This window comes from Coprococcus sp. OM04-5BH (assembly GCF_003482105.1).
Classification (GTDB): Bacteria; Bacillota; Clostridia; order Lachnospirales; family Lachnospiraceae; genus Coprococcus.
On sequence record NZ_QULM01000001.1, the window covers coordinates 314,885 to 333,016 of the forward strand.

The 18,132-nt window shown below is 37.8% G+C and carries 14 protein-coding genes and 1 tRNA gene; 10 read left to right on the top strand and 5 right to left on the bottom strand.

Annotated features, from left to right (window positions below; genetic code table 11):
• Positions 1-16 precede the first annotated feature (16 nt).
• From DXB54_RS01360 to DXB54_RS01405, 10 genes are all read left to right on the top strand, one after another.
• Positions 17-1,651 carry a D-alanyl-D-alanine carboxypeptidase family protein gene (locus tag DXB54_RS01360; protein ID WP_021937877.1) on the top strand — a complete coding sequence of 545 codons (1,635 nt, stop codon included), beginning with the start codon at positions 17-19 and terminating at the stop codon, positions 1,649-1,651.
• Positions 1,652-1,750: 99 nt separating this feature from the next.
• Positions 1,751-2,941 carry a hypothetical protein gene (locus DXB54_RS01365; protein ID WP_021937876.1) on the top strand — a complete coding sequence of 397 codons (1,191 nt, stop codon included), beginning with the start codon at positions 1,751-1,753 and terminating at the stop codon, positions 2,939-2,941.
• Positions 2,942-3,225: 284 nt separating this feature from the next.
• Positions 3,226-4,917, top strand: a complete 1,692-nt coding sequence (gene argS / locus DXB54_RS01370; protein ID WP_118694024.1) for an arginine--tRNA ligase — start codon at positions 3,226-3,228, stop codon at positions 4,915-4,917.
• A gap of 515 nt (positions 4,918-5,432) precedes the next feature.
• Positions 5,433-6,206 carry a ParA family protein gene (locus tag DXB54_RS01375; protein WP_021937874.1) on the top strand — a complete coding sequence of 258 codons (774 nt, stop codon included), beginning with the start codon at positions 5,433-5,435 and terminating at the stop codon, positions 6,204-6,206.
• A 272-nt stretch (positions 6,207-6,478) separates the two neighbouring features.
• Positions 6,479-7,429, top strand: coding sequence for a ParB/RepB/Spo0J family partition protein (locus DXB54_RS01380; protein WP_021937873.1), 951 nt, complete (start codon positions 6,479-6,481; stop codon positions 7,427-7,429).
• 11 nt (positions 7,430-7,440) lie between these two features.
• Positions 7,441-7,971 (top strand): DUF4446 family protein, encoded by a 531-nt coding sequence (locus DXB54_RS01385; protein WP_021937872.1) that lies wholly within the window; start codon positions 7,441-7,443, stop codon positions 7,969-7,971.
• 193 nt (positions 7,972-8,164) lie between these two features.
• Positions 8,165-9,451, top strand: coding sequence for a serine--tRNA ligase (gene serS / locus DXB54_RS01390; RefSeq protein ID WP_118694025.1), 1,287 nt, complete (start codon positions 8,165-8,167; stop codon positions 9,449-9,451).
• A 15-nt stretch (positions 9,452-9,466) separates the two neighbouring features.
• Positions 9,467-10,348, top strand: a complete 882-nt coding sequence (locus DXB54_RS01395; protein WP_118694026.1) for a DUF3881 family protein — start codon at positions 9,467-9,469, stop codon at positions 10,346-10,348.
• Positions 10,349-10,514: 166 nt separating this feature from the next.
• Positions 10,515-10,588, top strand: a tRNA-Arg gene (locus tag DXB54_RS01400).
• Positions 10,589-10,618: 30 nt separating this feature from the next.
• Positions 10,619-11,578 carry a 3'-5' exonuclease gene (locus DXB54_RS01405; protein ID WP_021937869.1) on the top strand — a complete coding sequence of 320 codons (960 nt, stop codon included), beginning with the start codon at positions 10,619-10,621 and terminating at the stop codon, positions 11,576-11,578.
• Positions 11,579-11,739: 161 nt separating this feature from the next.
• On the opposite strand, the gene rsmG is transcribed toward DXB54_RS01405, so the two are convergent.
• The 5 genes from rsmG to yidC all read right to left on the bottom strand — a co-directional run bounded on the left by rsmG (position 11,740) and on the right by yidC (position 18,130).
• The gene (gene rsmG, locus DXB54_RS01410) at positions 11,740-12,462 is read right to left on the bottom strand and encodes a 16S rRNA (guanine(527)-N(7))-methyltransferase RsmG (protein ID WP_021937868.1); all 723 of its coding nucleotides are present in this window, start codon (positions 12,460-12,462) and stop codon (positions 11,740-11,742) included.
• An 18-nt stretch (positions 12,463-12,480) separates the two neighbouring features.
• The gene (gene mnmG / locus DXB54_RS01415; RefSeq protein WP_021937867.1) at positions 12,481-14,361 is read right to left on the bottom strand and encodes a tRNA uridine-5-carboxymethylaminomethyl(34) synthesis enzyme MnmG; all 1,881 of its coding nucleotides are present in this window, start codon (positions 14,359-14,361) and stop codon (positions 12,481-12,483) included.
• A 22-nt stretch (positions 14,362-14,383) separates the two neighbouring features.
• Positions 14,384-15,763, bottom strand: coding sequence for a tRNA uridine-5-carboxymethylaminomethyl(34) synthesis GTPase MnmE (gene mnmE, locus DXB54_RS01420; protein ID WP_118694027.1), 1,380 nt, complete (start codon positions 15,761-15,763; stop codon positions 14,384-14,386).
• A 358-nt stretch (positions 15,764-16,121) separates the two neighbouring features.
• On the bottom strand, positions 16,122-16,757 hold the full coding sequence (gene jag, locus DXB54_RS01425) for an RNA-binding cell elongation regulator Jag/EloR (RefSeq protein WP_021937865.1): 636 nt from the start codon (positions 16,755-16,757) through the stop codon (positions 16,122-16,124).
• Positions 16,757-18,130: a membrane protein insertase YidC gene (gene yidC / locus DXB54_RS01430; protein ID WP_021937864.1), complete on the bottom strand. Its 1,374-nt coding sequence runs from the start codon at positions 18,128-18,130 to the stop codon at positions 16,757-16,759. The genes jag and yidC overlap by 1 nt, the downstream gene beginning before the upstream one ends.
• Positions 18,131-18,132: the final 2 nt, after the last annotated feature.

Consider the following 18,132-nt stretch of genomic DNA (forward strand, 5'->3'; position numbering starts at 1 on the left):
TGTGGGGGCTTATTTAATGATCAGGATTTTAAAAAAACTATTTTCTACCACTAACTGCGGACACGCAGTTCTTGGTGTTGTATTTATATTATTGATGTTTACCATGTGTTCGCTGGGTATGACTGCACATATCTCCCATGCAGAAGAAAACATCACCTCAGAGGAAGGCGACTCCGAGGAAGCAACTTCTGAATATCTTGAAACCACAGAGTATCCTGATGATCCTACCAGGTTTCCGGATCTTGTGTCACAACAGGCAATAGTCATGGACGCCAAAACAGGAAGCATACTCTATCAGAAGAATGCATTTAACAAAGCATACCCTGCCAGTACCACCAAGATGATGACCATCCTTATGGCTCTTGAGAGCGGCATAGACATGAACAAGGTTATGACCATGTCCCACGAGGCTATCTACGGCATTGAGCCGGGAAGCAGCAGCATAAGTCTTCAGGAGGGTGAACAGATTACATTTGAACAGGGTCTTTATGCCCTTATGCTTGAATCTGCAAATGAAGTTGCCCTTGGACTTGCTGAAGAAATGGGTCAAGGTGACAGCTCCAAATTTGTTGAGATGATGAATAAACGTGCAGCGGAGCTTGGATGTAAGAATACTCATTTCATGAATCCAAACGGACTCTTTGACGAGAACCATTACACCACCTGCTATGACATGGCTCTTATCACCAGGGAAGCCCTTAAATATGACGAATTAAGAAAGATAGCTTCCACTGAGCACTACGTTATACCTCCTACAAATATCTGTGAGGAAGAGCGTAACCTGTGGATGCACTGTCGTATGATATACGATTCCAGTTCATATTATTATGAATATTTTGAAGGCGGCAAGACCGGGTACACCGTGCTTGCCAAGAACACGCTGGTTACCTGGAGCAAGAAGGGTGATCTTGAGCTTATTACGGTTCTCATGAATTGTGATGGTGCCTCAAAGACCTACTCAGACACCAAAGCCATAGACAATTACTGCTTCAATAACTATTCATATGTGAATCCGTTAAGTGACTACACCATAAACAGCACAGACAACAGTAAGGCATGTGAATACCTTATAAATACCCTTGCTATCCCTGAGGAATGTATTTCATTATCATTCGACAAGGATTTTTCGCTGGCATTTAACAGCAATAACTCACAGAGCAATATAAACACCTCCATAGAGTACCTGAGTACTCCTGTGGAGGCCACCAAAAATGTTTATACCGTGGCAAATATTGTTCTTAAATACAATAATGAAGTGCTTGCATACGTGCCTGTAACCGCCTCCGTTGACTATTCTCTTAAGAACGCCACCGAGACATCTATAGACTCAGACTATGACAATGTGGAGGTTAAACCTGCAAATGAAAAGACTGCGGTTTCAAAGCAGATCAGTATTCTACAGATAATCCTGATCATCTTCTTAGTTGTATTTTTCATTGTTGTCGTGTGTGTTATATATGCTATCATAGTCACCAAAAAACGTGAGAAGAAATATGAAGCCAGACGTATGCAGAAGAAGTTGTCTGAGCAAAAGAAAAACGGCAGTTCACCTTCATCAGGAAGACCAAGACCTGCAAGCAATACAGCTTACAGAAATACAAATCCAACAAACAAGAGAACCTCCGATAGTTCAAGATCAGCAAACAAGTAAGCTTGCCACAAGACCGGAACTTAAGGTGCAGATACTGCTTCCGGATACACATGAATTTAATTTATATAGGAAGAACATAAGAGAAAGGAGTATATCAACATGGATACAAATACAGAAATGTCCACAGCAGACAGCTTGAAGACTATTCAGCAATCCAATAAAGATATGATTGAGTATTTCAACCATGACTTTATATCAAAGCTTGAGGAAGTTCAGTCCCTTAAGACCGAAGAATTTGAGTTAAAGATAAAGATTGATGAGCTGACAAGGACTCTGGAAATATACTCCTTCAGAAATACCAGCAGTCACAACGTATTTTCACCATTTGCAGTTGATCCAACCACAAATGAGGAAAAATACACCCAGATAGAGCAGAACCTTAAGGATCTCAAAGAGGTAAAGTCATCCCTCAGTGAAAAGATCACAGGCCTTGAGAAAGAAATTGATGAGCTTAAAGCCCGTATTTCTTCCTTAAGCTCATCCAACAAAGTAATAGATTCTCTGCTTGCCCAGAATGTCCTTGAACAGAACGACAAAAAAGCTCTTAAGGAAGCTGAGGAAAGGCTTAGGGAACAAAAAGAAGCTCTTGAAAAGGCTGATAAAGAGCATTCTTCAGAACTGCTTAAACAGGACATCAACCATGGCTTAAGGATACTCATGTTAGAGAGATATTTCCGTCAGATCACTGCCATAAAAATAAATGACAAGATAAGGGCATCCTTTGAGGGGAATAAAAACAAGCTTGATATCCTCTCATGGATGATTAAATCTGACGTGAACCGGGCTAAGGTAACTCTTGATGAACTGATCGAAGCCAACAATGAGTTGTCAAAATCCATTGACTCAGTATTATTTGAACTGACAAATGAACCGGATACCAGCAAACCTGTATGGACTCTTCTGTCGGATAAATTCAAGGAATTATCTGATACCCATAAGGAATGTATGATTGAATACAAGGTTGACTGCCCTGACTATGACATTAAAATTCCGCAAATTGTGACCATCAACCTGATATATATAATAGACGAGCTTATGAACAATGTGTTCAAGCACTCCAATGCCAATAAGGTCACTGCAAATATATATATAAGCAGCCGCCTTATAGATGTATATATCAATGATAACGGCATAGGAATCGACACAAACTACACCCATACAGCCCCTTGGTACAGCGGTCTCCATCGAATACAGGAGATCATTTTCCTTATGAAGGGAACCTTCAGTATTGATGGTGACATTATCAGTGGTACAAATGTAAGATTTTCATTTCCTATAAATCAGGATTGATAAGTATGTAGAACATATGTTCTGTTGATATATCATGTAAGCTTTTTTCTTATATAATATATACTCATACTACAGCTTATAAACATACACTACGCTGTATTACATTTTTTAATTAGTATATGTGGATGTAATAACACTTTTATTTTTACTTTAATTTTATACGTTGATCAATTGTTCTTTATAGATAAGTACGTATAAATTTTGTATTTTATTATATTTTAAATAAATTCACCAGGCCTTGTTATTAAATTACTGCAGGCTGGATATGACGAAAGGATATCATTATGAAAAACAAAATTATTGATTTACTTGCAGCGCAGATAGAAGGAATGTCTAAGGAAGATATTTCAGCTACTATTGAAATACCACCTAAGCCTGAAATGGGTGACTTTGCATTTCCTTGTTTCAGACTTGCCAAGACCATGCACAAAGCTCCTAATATGATTGCAGCAGACATTAAGGAAGCTATAGGCGATGTGGATTACCTTGACAGGATTGAAGTAAAGGGTGCATACCTTAACTTCTTCGTTAAGACAGAAGTATTTGTTAAGTCAATGATAGAAGCAGCAAATTCCGAGAACTTTGGTGGATCAGATATAGGTGAAGGCAAGAATATCTGCCTTGACTACTCATCTCCTAACGTAGCCAAGAACTTCCATGTAGGTCACCTCAGAACTACTATCATTGGTAATTCACTCTACAAGATCTTCTCTAAGCTTGGATACAATGCCATTAGAATTAACCACCTTGGTGACTGGGGTACACAGTTTGGTAAGCTCATCGTGGCTTACAAGGCATGGGGAAGCAAGGAAGCCGTAGAAAAAGACGGAATTTCAGAGCTTATGAAATTATATGTTAAATTCCATGAGGAAGCTGACAAGAACCCTGAATTAGTAGATGAAGCAAGGGCATGGTTTGCCAAGATGGAACATGGTGATGAGGAAGCCCTTTCAATCTGGCAATGGTTCAAGGATATAAGCCTTGTTGAATATAAGAGAACCTACGATCTTCTTGGAGTAGACTTTGATTACTATTTAGGAGAAAGCTTCTACAGAGATAAGTGTCAGGAGGTTGTTGACAAGATAACAGAAGCCGGCTTACTGAAGGAAAGTGAAGGTGCAATGATCGTTGACCTTTCAGAGTATGACATGGCTCCATGTATAATCACAAAGAAGGACGGAAGCTCAATATATGCCACAAGAGACCTTGCGGCAATCTTCTACCGTAAGAAGACCTACAACTTCTGCAAATGTCTGTATGTGACCGGTCAGGAACAGAAGCTTCATTTCGCACAGGTATTCAAGGTAGTAGAGCTTCTTGGAAATGAATGGGCAAAGGACCAGTTAGTTCATATTCCTTACGGACTTGTAAGTCTTGAAGGAGCTAAGCTTTCTACGAGAAACGGCAACATTATATATGCTGAGGATATTCTTCATGACGCCATTGAAAAGAGTCTTGAAATAATTACAGAGAAGAGTCCTAACCTTGAAAACAAGGAAGAGGTTGCCAAGATGGTTGGTGTAGGTTCAGTATTATTCAACGACTTATATAATCAAAGAATTAAGGATGTATCATTCAGTTGGGATAAGGTACTTAACTTCGACGGCGAGACCGGTCCATATGTGCAGTATACACATGCAAGATGTTCCAGTGTTGTAAGACTTGCAGAAAACTTTGACCCATCTAATGAAGTTGATTTCTCAGTAATCACAGAACCGGACGCAATCTTCCTTCTTAAGGAAATCAACAGATTTCCTAAGGTTGTTCTTGACGCTGCTGATAAGTATGAGCCATCAATCGTTGCAAGATTTTCCGTTGATGTTGCTCAGGCATTTAACAAGTTCTACAACTCAACAAGAATAAATGTACCTGAGGAGAATGTCAAGAATGCCAGAGTAATGCTCACATACCTTACAAAGAAGACATTATCTGACGCACTTGAATTATTAGGTATTCAGGCACCGGAAGCAATGTAATAAATTAAACTCAACTATATTGCAACAAAAATAATACAGAATAAAATATTAACAATAAATATAATGATTATTTAACAATGTCAAAGGATCCCCGGATTTATATTTTAAATAAATCCGGGGATCACATTTTATAATAGTGTTTCACGTGAAACATTCATGTGCTAATTTTTGAATATTGATATTTTTTCTTTAACATGTAGTAGTACATATTGGTTTTTGATATTTTTACCATCTATACTTTATTGTAAAATTATTTAAATTTTTCATTATATATTTTTTATCTGAAACCTATTTAAGTTTGAATTAATCATCAATGTTTCACGTGAAACATTTAGCAAAAATAATTTCATTTTAGTAGTATTTAATATAGAAGAAACAATTTATAAGTGCTATAATATACAAGCATTGTTTATAGTTCTCATTATATAAAATGTTTCACGTGAAACATTCTATACATAAGAACATAATAACTCTACTACTAACTTATAGAGCCAACACAATAAAGGAGAGATAACGTGGGAAGAATTATTGCTGTAGCTAACCAGAAGGGTGGTGTTGGCAAAACCACAACTGCAATAAATGTTGCAGCATGTCTGGCTAAGAAAGGAAAGAGAGTTCTTGCGGTTGACCTTGATCCCCAGGGCAATATGACCAGTGGTCTTGGTATAGATAAGAATGATCTTGGCTACACTGTATATGATATGATGACTGACCAGTGCAATATTGGTGAGTGTATGCTTATAAATGTCTTTCCAAACCTGAATGTAATACCCGCCAGCCGTGAATTGGCAGGAGCAGAGGTAGAATTTGTGGGTATGGAGGATATGCAGCATATTCTTAAGAACAACCTCAAGAAGGTGAAGTCAAAGTATGATTTCATTATTATTGATTGTCCACCTGCACTTGGAATGTTGACAGTAAATGCCTTAACTGCTGCAAATACTGTTTTAGTTCCAATACAATGTGAGTTTTTTGCATTGGACGGCTTATCACAGCTTATATATACTGTAAATCTTATTAAAAAGAAACTTAACAGAACCCTTAAGATTGAGGGTGTAGTATTTACAATGTATGATTCAAGAACAAATCTGTCAGCTCAGGTTGTGGAAAATGTTCGTGAAAATCTTACACAAAATATCTACAATACCGTTATTCCTAGAAATGTTCGTCTTGCAGAGGCACCAAGCTATGGACTTCCTATTATTATATATGATCCAAAGTCAGCCGGTGCAGAGCACTATATGATGCTTGCAGACGAAATAATTGAGAATGACATTGTAACAGTTTAAGTCAATATTTTATCAAACAATATTAAATTTAAACGTTTATTATGGCTAATCACTTATTATGCTAATTAACATTAAACTTAAACGCTATTAGAAACAGACTGATTAAACTTAATATTATTCAAATGTATTTAGTTTAGATTATATTGAGCTTAAATGCCTACTTAATATAAATAGTATTGAGTTTAAATGCTTACTTAAACATAATAGTATTAACCTTAAATCAAATACTGTTAAGCTAACCAGTATTAAAATTGAACAAAGGAGTATTTTAAATGGCAGTAAAAAGAGGAGGATTAGGCAAGGGTCTTTCCGATCTTATTCCTACCGATGATTTTGGTTCTTCAAATAACAAGTCATCAGGTAAGAATACTGTAACCAAAACTGTCACAAAGGAAGTAGTCAAGGAGGTTGTTAAAGAGGTTGAGAAAACTCTTAAGATTACCGAAATTGAACCAAACCATGGACAGCCAAGAAAGAATTTTGATGAAGATGCCCTTAATGAACTGGCGGAATCCATCAAACAATTTGGTGTATTGGAACCCCTGATCGTAACTAAGAAAGATAAATATTATGAAATAATTGCAGGTGAGCGTCGTTGGAGGGCAGCAAGAATTGCCGGGATTAAAGAAGTTCCTGTAGTTATCAGAGATTACACTCCTAAGGAGATAATGGAGATATCTCTTATTGAGAATATACAGAGAGAAGATCTTAACCCTATTGAAGAAGCTCTGGCATATGAAAGTCTTATAAATGAGTACAATCTCAAACAAGATGAGGTTGCAGAACGAGTTTCAAAAAGCCGTTCTACCATCACTAATTCGTTAAGATTATTGAAGTTATGTGATAAGGTTCGCCAGATGGTTATAGACGGTATGCTTACAACCGGACATGTACGTGCTCTTGTTCCCATTGAAGATGAAGAGCTTCAGTATGAAGTGGCAATGGCTATATTTGATCAGAACTTAAGTGTCCGAGAAACAGAAGCATTTGTCAAGAAGGTATTAAAGCAATTAGAAGAAACCAATAAGCCGGAAACTGAGAAGCAGGCAGAGAAAGACTTGAGTGTATTCTACTCAGAACTTGAAACAAGATTAAAGGATATACTAGGTGCCAAGATTTCAATAAAAGCAAAGAATAACGGCAAAGGTAAGATTGAAATTGATTACTACTCTCAGGACGAGCTTGATCGTATAACTGAGATGTTATATTCCATAAACAGATAAGGTGGCATAGTATGAACAGTAAAATACTAAGTAAAATAGGTATTGATCCGGCCTACATACTAATAATACTGCTTATTCTGATAGTTATATTATTTGTTTTATTATTTTATGTTATGGCCAATATGAAGCAGCGAAACAAGGAAATCAGTATTTTACTTAACGGAACCTCAGGTGCTGATCTTGAAGATATAATAATGAAGAGATTTGCAGAAATGGACGCCGTTAAGAATAATTCCAGACGACTTACAAAGGAGCACAAGGAAATACAAGAATACCTGGGAAACTGTATAAGTAAGGTTGCTTTGGTAAAATATGATGCCTTTGAGGGTATGGGTGGAAGCCTAAGCTTCGCACTTGCTCTTCTCGACAGTGACAATAATGGTGTTGTACTTAACTGTATGCACTCAAGAGAAGGCTGCTTTAATTACGCAAAAGAAATCATCAAGGGAGAGTCCTATGTAGCCTTATCTGAAGAAGAAAAAGAGGCTATTGAGCGAGCCAAAACGCTTGATGAAGAAATTTCAGAGATTATTGAAAGTTAATAATTTGGTTTATCTATATTTTTTAACTATTATTTTAACTGATATTTTTAACTGATACTTTCAGCTAATATTTTTAATTAATATTTCAGATGATTTATATATAGTTTTTTGACTATAGTCAATAATTTTAATTATATATCAAGTTTATTATTAGATTAATTTGGTAATACTATTTTATACAAGGAGAAGAAAGATGATAGCCATTAAGTTTTTAAGAGAAAATCCAGACGTAGTAAAACAGAACATTAAGAACAAATTTCAGGACAGCAAGCTTCCACTTGTTGATGAAGTTATTGAACTGGATGCCAGGTCAAGGGCAATAAAGCAGGAAGCTGATGACCTTCGTGCCAAGAGAAATACTCTTTCAAAGCAGATCGGAGCTTTAATGGCACAGGGCAAAAAGGAAGAAGCTGAAGAAGTTAAGAAGCAGGTTGCTGCACAGGCATCAAGACTTAAAGAGCTTGAGTCATTACAGCCTGAGGTTGATTCTAAAGTCAAGGAGATCATGATGGTTATTCCTAATATCATTGATCCTTCTGTTCCTATCGGTAAGGATGATTCTGAAAATGTAGAGATCGAGAAGTTCGGTGATCCTGTTGTTCCTGACTTTGAAATTCCTTATCATTCAGAAATAATGGAAAGCTTAAATGGTCTTGATCTTGATTCAGCAAGAAGAGTTGCAGGTAATGGTTTCTACTATTTAATGGGAGACATTGCAAGACTTCACTCAGCAGTTATATCATATGCAAGAGACTTTATGATTGACAGAGGATTTACATATTGTATTCCTCCATACATGATCAGAAGCAATGTAGTTACAGGCGTTATGAGTTTCGCAGAAATGGACGCTATGATGTATAAAATTGAAGGCGAAGACCTTTACCTTATCGGTACATCAGAACACTCAATGATCGGTAAGTTTATCGACCAGATCATCCCTGAGGATCAGCTTCCACAGACCCTCACAAGCTACTCTCCTTGTTTCAGAAAAGAAAAAGGTGCTCATGGTATAGAGGAGCGTGGTGTATATAGAATACATCAGTTTGAGAAGCAGGAAATGATTGTTGTCTGCAAGCCGGAAGAGAGCAAGATGTGGTTTGATAAATTATGGAAGAACACTGTAGACCTCTTCCGTTCATTAGATATTCCTGTAAGAACCCTCGAATGTTGTTCAGGTGATCTTGCAGATCTTAAGGTTAAGTCTCTTGATGTTGAGGCATGGTCTCCTCGTCAGAAGAAGTATTTTGAGGTTGGTAGCTGTTCAAATCTCGGTGACGCACAGGCAAGAAGACTTCAGATCCGTGTTAAGGATTCAAATGGTAATAAGTACCTTGCTCATACCCTTAATAACACTGTTGTTGCACCACCTAGAATGCTTATTGCATTCCTTGAGAACAACCTTCAGGCAGATGGTTCCGTAAGAATACCTGAAGTTCTCCGTCCATACATGGGTGGCAAGGAAAAGCTTGAGAAGAAATAATATCGGAGGTAATGCATGCATAGTTATTTGCGAGCTATTGGATTTTCAAAAATTACATCCCGAATGCTGCTTGAGCCCGTATATAGAAAAGTTTTAGCCGAGCCTACAAGAAAGACCGTTACCTCTGTCAGTGCTGATACCAAGATTATCCAGTTAGACAGAGATTTCGGTGACGGCTTTGGTTTGTCTCTGGTTGGAGAGATTGCTGCAGACGGTTCTCTCTCCATAGAGCATTATTTTCCTTATGTGACATCGGATCAGCTCACCAATCAGGAATGTATATATATTGAAAAACATGGCGACAAAGAAGCATTTGCAGGTATAAGCGATTCATACGAGCTTGGCATGACACTAATATTTTTCCTTAGAAATATAGCCCAATATGAACACACAACCTGGCTCAATGTATCAAATCTGTACATGAACAAGGTTTATCTGTCTGCCCTTTCAACCCAGGGAAAGATAATACTAAACATATCTCCTCAGGAAGATTCCGGACATGCTGAAGAATCCGGAATTAACCAGGCAAATAGAAGCAAACTCCTGGAGGCTGCAAGGCAGGGAGACAAGACTGCCCTGGAAAGTCTCACGCTGGATGATATGGACACCTATTCCCTGATAAATAAAAGAGTCAGACATGAGGATATCCTTTCTATAGTTGATACGAATTTCATGCCATACGGTATTGAGACAGAGCACTACTCCCTTATCGGAAACATCTTAAAGGTTGAGGAAAAGGTTAATTCCTTTACTGGTGAACATATTTATATCCTTACTGTTCAGACAAATGATATTGCCATGACCATAGCCATAAGTAAAGAAGACCTTATGGGTGAACCGGCTGTAGGAAGAAGATTTAAAGGTGTTGTATGGCTTCAGGGTCTTGTTGTATTGTAAAAGTATGGATAACTTAAGACAAAATCTTTTACCCGAAAAGTGATTGTATATCATTTGACATTTGGTAATATATATATATATTATGTTATTAAATATATAATGATAGTATATTATCCCACAGGGTATTTACATTTTCAAAAATATATAGTAAACTTATAAAGTTGATGCATCTGTAGCTCAGTAGGATAGAGCGTCCGCCTCCTAAGCGGAAGGTCGTGGGTTCGAATCCCGCCAGGTGCATATTTTTTAATACTCGTGAGGATTTCTTTTATGAATTATATAGTTATGGACCTGGAATGGAATCAAAGCTACTCAGGTCACATGGGAGAACATCCGCGAATGCCTTTTGAAATTATAGAAATTGGTGCTGTCAAGGTAGACAAGAACTTCAATATAATTGATGAATATTGCAGCCTTGTACGACCGAGAATATATAAGAAACTTCATTCAAAGATTCGTTCTATACTAAATTATGATGAATATGACCTCAACACCAAGGGTCGTGGTTTCAAAGAAGTCTGCAATGAATTTCTAAAATGGTGTGGTGATGATTACATGTTCTGTACCTGGGGTCCTATGGATCTTACAGAGCTTCAGACAAATATGGATTTCTACTATATGCCTAAGTTACCACGTCCTGTGAAGTTCATTAACCTGCAGCAGATATATGCTGACAAGGCATCAGGTAAGGATAAGAGGAGTGCTAGTGTAAGCAAGCTTGAAAAAGCTGTATCTGAACTCAATATTCCTGAAGATATGCCATTTCACTCAGCTCTCAACGATTCAAAATATACTGCTCTGGTTATGAAAGCAATGAAACCAAAAAATATCAACAATCAATATTCTTTTGATCTTTATATCCATCCATCGGATATTAAGGACGAGATTACTGACAGACACAACAATATGTATGAATATATTACACGAACCTTTAAAACCAAACAGGAAGCTCTCGATGATCCGAAGGTATCTGAGGTAAGATGTTACAAGTGTAATAAGAAGGTCACTAAGAAAATCAAATGGTTTGCCAACAGCCCTTCATCATACATAAGCGTTGGAAAATGCTGGCACCACGGTTATTTCTGTGGAAAGATTAAATTCAAGCCGGATAACGAAGGATACTATATAGTTAAGACTATAAAGCCTATTGATAAATCAGGTATTGAAGAGATCAATATAAAGCAGGAAGAGATCCGCGAGAGACGTAAAGAAAAGCGTCACAACAAATAAAATATATTAGTTTTATCAAGAATTTATTTTATAAATTTCATAAACGACCACTTAATTTTGGATTGAAGTATCAGCTATATTACCTGTCTTTGGCAGTAGACTGATAAGACATAAAAAGAATATATTTACAAAAAAAGAAAACCTTTTCAGGTTTTCTTTTTTTACGCCAACGGCTTCTTTGTAACCGTACCTGCTTTTCTTGGATACTTCATATCCGTAGACTGAATTTTCTTCACAAATACAAACTTTCTCTCTGCGTCGATCTCAGGAATATTTGTAGTGAATATGTTCTCCACCTGTCCTCCAAGGATACGGATTGCCTTCTTTCCACTCTGCATTTCTTCCTTATCATTTTCATTAAGGGCAACTGATTTGTAAGGAATAAAGTATCCCCCTACCTTTGCAAATGGCAGGCAGAACTCTGATAATGCTGCCAGTGCTGATACTGCCCTTGAAACCACAAGATCATACTGTTCCCTGTATTTCATATTCTTACCGCCATCCTCAGCTCTCATATGAACTGTCTCAATATCGGTAATTCCGAGGGTCTTGATCACCTCATCAAGAAATGTAAGTCTCTTCTGAAGGGAATCCATAAGAGTTATCTTAAGCTCCGGAAAAGCTATCTTAAGGGGTATTCCCGGAAATCCTGCACCTGTTCCAACGTCTATAACCTTCAAAGGTTCTTTCATATCTTTAAACTTAGCAATAAGAAGACTGTCTGCAAAATGCTTATACATTACATCCTTCTTCTCTGTTATGGAGGTCAAATTCATTACCTTATTCCACTCAATAAGCATTTCATAATATATATTGAACTGACTGATCTGCTCATCATTCAGTTCCACTCCAAACTGTCCACATATATCCTTTAATAATTCCATACTTTTTTCCATTTCCTGTTACTTTCTCGACTTAAGATAAATAAGGAGCACTGTAACATCCGCAGGGCTTACGCCTGATATACGACTTGCCTGTCCTATGTTCTCAGGCTTTATGAGCATAAGCTTCTGCCTTGCCTCTTTCCTTAAATTTGTAACATCATTGTAGTCAATATCCTCAGGTATCCTTCTGTTTTCAAGCTTCTTGAACTGATTTACCTGTTCCTTCTGCCTATCAATATATCCCTTGTATTTAATGGATATATTGATCTGATCGATAACATCCTCCGGAAGCTCATTTCTCTCAGGATCGATAGGTGCTATCGCCTCATAAGAAAGCTCAGGTCTTCTGATAAGCTCTGAAAGGCTTGCGGCAGTCTTAAGAGTTGTGGATCCCATAGATGTAAGGAACTTCTGTATACTCTTATTTGCCCCTACCATTGTACTATCAAGTCTGTCTATCTCACTGTTGATAAGCTCCCTCTTATGGCAGAACTTCTTATATCTTTCATCATCTATAAGACCTATGTCATGACCTATATCCGTAAGTCTCAGGTCTGCGTTATCCTGTCTTAACAGCAGTCTGTACTCGGCACGGCTGGTCATCATTCTGTAAGGTTCCCTGGTTTCCTTTGTGACAAGATCATCAATAAGGACTCCGATATATGCCTGGGATCTATCAAGCACGAGAGGATTTCTTCCGAGTATCTTAAGGGCAGCATTTATACCTGCCATAAGTCCCTGTACAGCAGCCTCCTCATAACCTGAGCTGCCGTTTATCTGTCCTGCTCCGTACAAGCCTGCCACATCCTTAAATTCCAGCGTAGGCTTAAGGTTAATGGCATTTATGCAGTCATACTCGATGGCATAGGCATTTCTCACGATCTTCGCATGTTCAAGTCCCTTCATGCTCCTTATCATTGCATATTGCACGTCCTCCGGAAGAGAAGATGACATTCCGCCCATGTACATCTCATTTGTATTCTCACCCTCAGGTTCGATAAATATCTGATGTCTGTTCTTGTCAGGGAACTTCATGACCTTGTCCTCTATGGAAGGACAGTATCTTGGTCCTGTTCCTTCGATCACCCCTGAAAATAACGGTGAACGGCTTATGTTATTCCTTATGATCTCATGGGTTTCTTCATTTGTATAGCAAAGCCAACAGCTTATCTGGTCTCTCTTTATATCGTCCTCTGTGTTGGTAAATGAAAATGGCACTACATGCTCATCACCCTTTTGCTCCTCCATCTGGGTGAAATCAATGGATCTCTTATCAAGTCTTGCCGGCGTACCGGTCTTAAACCTTCGTATCTCTATTCCCACGTCACTCATTGACTGGGACAGGTGATTTGCAGCCATAAGTCCGTTTGGTCCTGTATGATTTACCACATCACCATATATGCATCTCGCCTTAAGATATGTACCTGTGGCAAGGATAACTGCCTTTGCATGGTATATGGCACCTGAAAATGTCTTAACACCCACAACACTTCTTCCGTCCTCACCCAATATAAGCTCCGAAACCTCTGCCTGTCTCAAGGTAAGATTGTCAGTGTTCTCAAGAGTCTCCTTCATGGCTGCCGAATAATTCTTCTTGTCAGCCTGGGCACGGAGAGAGTGTACAGCAGGTCCCTTAGATGAATTTAACATCTTGGACTGGATGTATGTCTTATCAATGTTCTTGCCCATCTCACCGCCGAGAGCGTCAAGCTCCCTTACAAGATGTCCCTTGGAGCTTCCTCCTACATTGGGATTACATGGCATCATGGCAACGCTGTCCATACTCACTGTAAATATTATTGTATTTAATCCAAGTCTTGCTGACGCCAGGGCAGCCTCACAGCCTGCATGTCCTGCACCAACTACAACCACATCATATTCTTCCTCTAAATAAGGCATTTCCATGTCCTCCAATTTTTTTTTACTTTCCCATACAGAACTCTTCAAATATTTTATCTGCCAGATCGTCTCTCATGGTTTCACCGAGTATCATGCCAAGATGTTCATAGGCATCTAAAAGGTCTATTGAGAAGAAATCCTCCTCCATTCCCATGTCTATACTTTCTATAACCTTTGAAAGACTTTCTCTGGTCTTTATAAGCTCATCCTTGTGACGACTGTTGGTGATGTACAATTCATCATTGTACTGTAACTGTCCCGAAAAGAATTTGTCATTGAGAATGTTATACAATTCTTCCTTTCCGTCACCGTATTTTGCTGAGATTTCTATTATATCACCAGGTAATTCTTCACTTATCAACAACTTATCCACAACTACATCAAGGTCTGATTTATTGATCACTGTGATAACATTTCTGCCCTTAATGTGGCTTATTATCTGGCTGTCGTTATCATCTAACTGTTTTGAGCCGTCTACAACATATAGAATTAAGTCTGCGTTATCCACATTCTTAAGAGCTTTATCCACACCTATCTTTTCCACAACATCATCTGTTGATCTTATTCCTGCTGTATCTACAATATTTAATATTATTCCGTTAATGTTGACAACTTCCTCAAGAGTATCCCTGGTAGTTCCCTCTATCTCAGTTACTATAGCCCTGTCTTCCCCCAGTAAAAGGTTTAAAAGTGAGGACTTTCCGGCATTTGGCTTACCGGCGATCACAGTCTTTATCCCCTCCTTCAGGACTCTTCCGTTGTCATAAGTAGCTAACAATTTATCAACATTATCAACCATGTTATCCACAATAACACGCAGCTTCTGTGGATAACCCTCCAAACTATAATGTTCCGGATCATCCAATGCCGATTCTATAAATGCTGTATTGTAGAGTATGGTATCTCTCATCTCTGTTATCCTGTCTTTTAATTCTCCCTTTAACTGGACGAGAGAGGATTTCACTGCGAAATCATTCTTGGCATTTATTATGTCCATAACCGACTCTGCCTGTGACATATCTATCCTGCCGTTTAGAAAGGCTCTCTTGGTGAATTCACCCGGTTCAGCGATTCTTGCTCCTGCTTTTATAACAGCCTCCAGAACCTCCTTTAACACATGGACACCTCCATGACATTGAAGCTCACATACATCCTCACAGGTATATGTATGAGGACCCTTCATAAGCAGAAGTATTCCCTCATCTATCATATTATCTCCGTCATACACACCACCAAATGCCGCAGTATAGCTCTTCATGGTCTTAACAACCTTTTTATCATTTGCAGGCTTAAAGACCTTTGAAGCTATATTTATGGCTTCTGAACCGCTTATTCTGATTATTCCTATACCCGCATTTCCCATTCCTGTTGCAATGGCACATATGGTGTCAGTTAAAAACATTTTTCTTCTCCTGTTGACTTAATATCATGTCAGATTTTTTCGAATTAATATTAACACTAATCTGCAATATTAGTTAAACCTGGCACATCTGATTAAAAATCCTGTAAAATTACACACGAAATCATTATATTACTTATATTATTTCTAATCAATCTCAATTTACTAAAAAGCCATGGTGCAAATTTACTAATTTACAAAAGCTGCCATATATATTTTCAAAATAAGATTCTAATAAATAAAAGAAGCCTTCCACATCTCAACATATGATAATTTCTATCACATATCGATCAATGAAAGGCTTTCCTTTATTTTATCTTTATATCGACTTAATATACTTTCTTACAGAATATATTATTGATTATCTTCTGTCATACTTCTTTAAGTATACTATTACCTTACGATATGGTTCTTCACCTTCACTCTTTGTAGCTACATACTTATCATTCTGTAATGTTGAGTGGATTATTCTTCTCTCGTAAGGATTCATTGGCTCAAGGGCAAATGATCTCTTTGTTCTCTTTACCTTGAATGCAATGTTCTTTGCAAGATTTTCAAGTGTTTCTTTTCTTCTTGCTCTGTAGTTCTCTGTGTCAAGCTTAACCTTGATGTAAGACTCGCTCTTCTTATTTACAGCAAGTCTGATAAGATACTGAAGAGCATCTAATGTCTGACCTCTCTTGCCGATAAGGATACCCATATCTGAACCTTCAAGGTCAATGTTCATCTCACCTTCAATGTCATCGTAATCAATATTGATCTTAGCTTCAATGCCCATGGCATCAAGCATGCTTGCAATATATTCTTTGATCTCATCTACGAAGGTTTTCTTCTTTCTTGCCTTTATTATACAAGGCTTAGCACCGATACCGATAAATCCCTTGCTTGCTTCACTTACTACTTCATATTCTATTGACTCAATAGGACAGCCGAATTCAAGTGATGCATTAGTGAGTGCCTCGTCCTTGGTCTTAGCTTTGAACTCAACGAATTCCATTATTTCTTTCCTCCATTATCATTGCTCTTTTTGTCACCATACTGGAGCATGATATTTGCTTTTGAACCTATACTTCCCTGCTTATACTTTACATTACCCCTGTTATTAAGTGCTTCATTTTCAGCACTTGACGCTGAGTTGACGTAGTTCTTTAATCTTGTACTTGCATTTCTGTTAATGGTCTGTGCCTGGTCTCCCTCAGCACTTACATTACCATTCTGTGCATCCATCATCTTCTCGTAGAAAGATTTCTTGTTAGGATGTTTTGCCTTACGCTTTGCTTCCTTAAGAGCAGCCTTTGTTTCACACTTCTTAAGCAGTTCCTCAACATCACAATTGTTGTAGTGATGATTGATTATCATCTGGGTGATAAGAGTTATTATTGCACCGAGAATCCAATAAATACCAATAGCTATAGGAAGGTTAATACAGAAGAATAATGACATGATAGGCATCATGTAAGTCATACTCTTCATCATACCTGCAGACTGTGCTGTCTGAGGATCTGATGCATTGTTCATTACTGCATTATTTGCTGCCATTGAATACTTAGAACTTATAAACTGGAATAAAGCTGCAAGTATTGGGATGATAAGTGCAAATGAAAGCTTCCATCCCGGTGCATCTGTAATATTCAATCCAAAACAATTATTCATGTTATTGAACTGTTGCACAGCACTGTTTACAGCATCGGTATTTGATCCAAAGTTAAAGGCATCCATCACCTGATGCCAGTCTGTTGATGACATCTTATCAAGAACATCAATCACACTATTATCTGATGGTATTCCATTTCCGGCATTCTTCATCATTATGGAAGCATACTGTGAAGCTGTTGAAACAGCACCTACATTGTCTGTGGCAATTTTATTAATCATCTCATAATAATTATCAGGTGCTGCTGTCTTAATATACCCAAGAACTTCCTGATATTTTATCAACATATCTGATACATAAACAGGAATATTCTGAATGACTCTGTACAGACCGTAGAATACAGGAAGCTGAATAAGAGTTGGAAGACATCCTGAAGTAAGACTTACACCGTATTTCTTCTGGATCTTCTGTGTCTCCTGATTTTTCTTCATGAGAGATTCCTGATCTGTCTTGCCATTATATTTCTTAGTTGCTTTCTTAATCTCAGGCTGTATAAAACTCATAATCTTTGATGATTTCTGCTGCTTAAAGTTAAGAGGGAATAAACACGCTCTTATAAAGAAAGTAAACAGAATAACGCAGACTGTAAGATTTACATAGTTGAAACCCATTGCCTTGGTTATCAACTCAACGAACTTATAGATAAGTTCAAAGATGTTACCGAATAACCAGCAAATAGGTCCGAGAATAAGACCATCTTCCGCTGTTAGAAACATTT

Bases quoted from the DNA above. Each gene is read 5' to 3' on its own strand.
- rsmG (WP_021937868.1), bottom strand. From the start codon at position 12,462: ATGGAATTATTAAAGGATATATGTGGACAGTTTGGAGTGGAACTGAAT.
- serS (WP_118694025.1), top strand. From the start codon at position 8,165: ATGATAGCCATTAAGTTTTTAAGAGAAAATCCAGACGTAGTAAAACAG.
- DXB54_RS01385 (WP_021937872.1), top strand. From the start codon at position 7,441: ATGAACAGTAAAATACTAAGTAAAATAGGTATTGATCCGGCCTACATA.
- DXB54_RS01360 (WP_021937877.1), top strand. From the start codon at position 17: ATGATCAGGATTTTAAAAAAACTATTTTCTACCACTAACTGCGGACAC.
- mnmE (WP_118694027.1), bottom strand. From the start codon at position 15,763: ATGTTTTTAACTGACACCATATGTGCCATTGCAACAGGAATGGGAAAT.
- yidC (WP_021937864.1), bottom strand. From the start codon at position 18,130: ATGTTTCTAACAGCGGAAGATGGTCTTATTCTCGGACCTATTTGCTGG.
- jag (WP_021937865.1), bottom strand. From the start codon at position 16,757: ATGGAATTCGTTGAGTTCAAAGCTAAGACCAAGGACGAGGCACTCACT.
- DXB54_RS01365 (WP_021937876.1), top strand. From the start codon at position 1,751: ATGGATACAAATACAGAAATGTCCACAGCAGACAGCTTGAAGACTATT.
- DXB54_RS01380 (WP_021937873.1), top strand. From the start codon at position 6,479: ATGGCAGTAAAAAGAGGAGGATTAGGCAAGGGTCTTTCCGATCTTATT.
- DXB54_RS01395 (WP_118694026.1), top strand. From the start codon at position 9,467: ATGCATAGTTATTTGCGAGCTATTGGATTTTCAAAAATTACATCCCGA.
- DXB54_RS01405 (WP_021937869.1), top strand. From the start codon at position 10,619: ATGAATTATATAGTTATGGACCTGGAATGGAATCAAAGCTACTCAGGT.
- mnmG (WP_021937867.1), bottom strand. From the start codon at position 14,361: ATGCCTTATTTAGAGGAAGAATATGATGTGGTTGTAGTTGGTGCAGGA.
- argS (WP_118694024.1), top strand. From the start codon at position 3,226: ATGAAAAACAAAATTATTGATTTACTTGCAGCGCAGATAGAAGGAATG.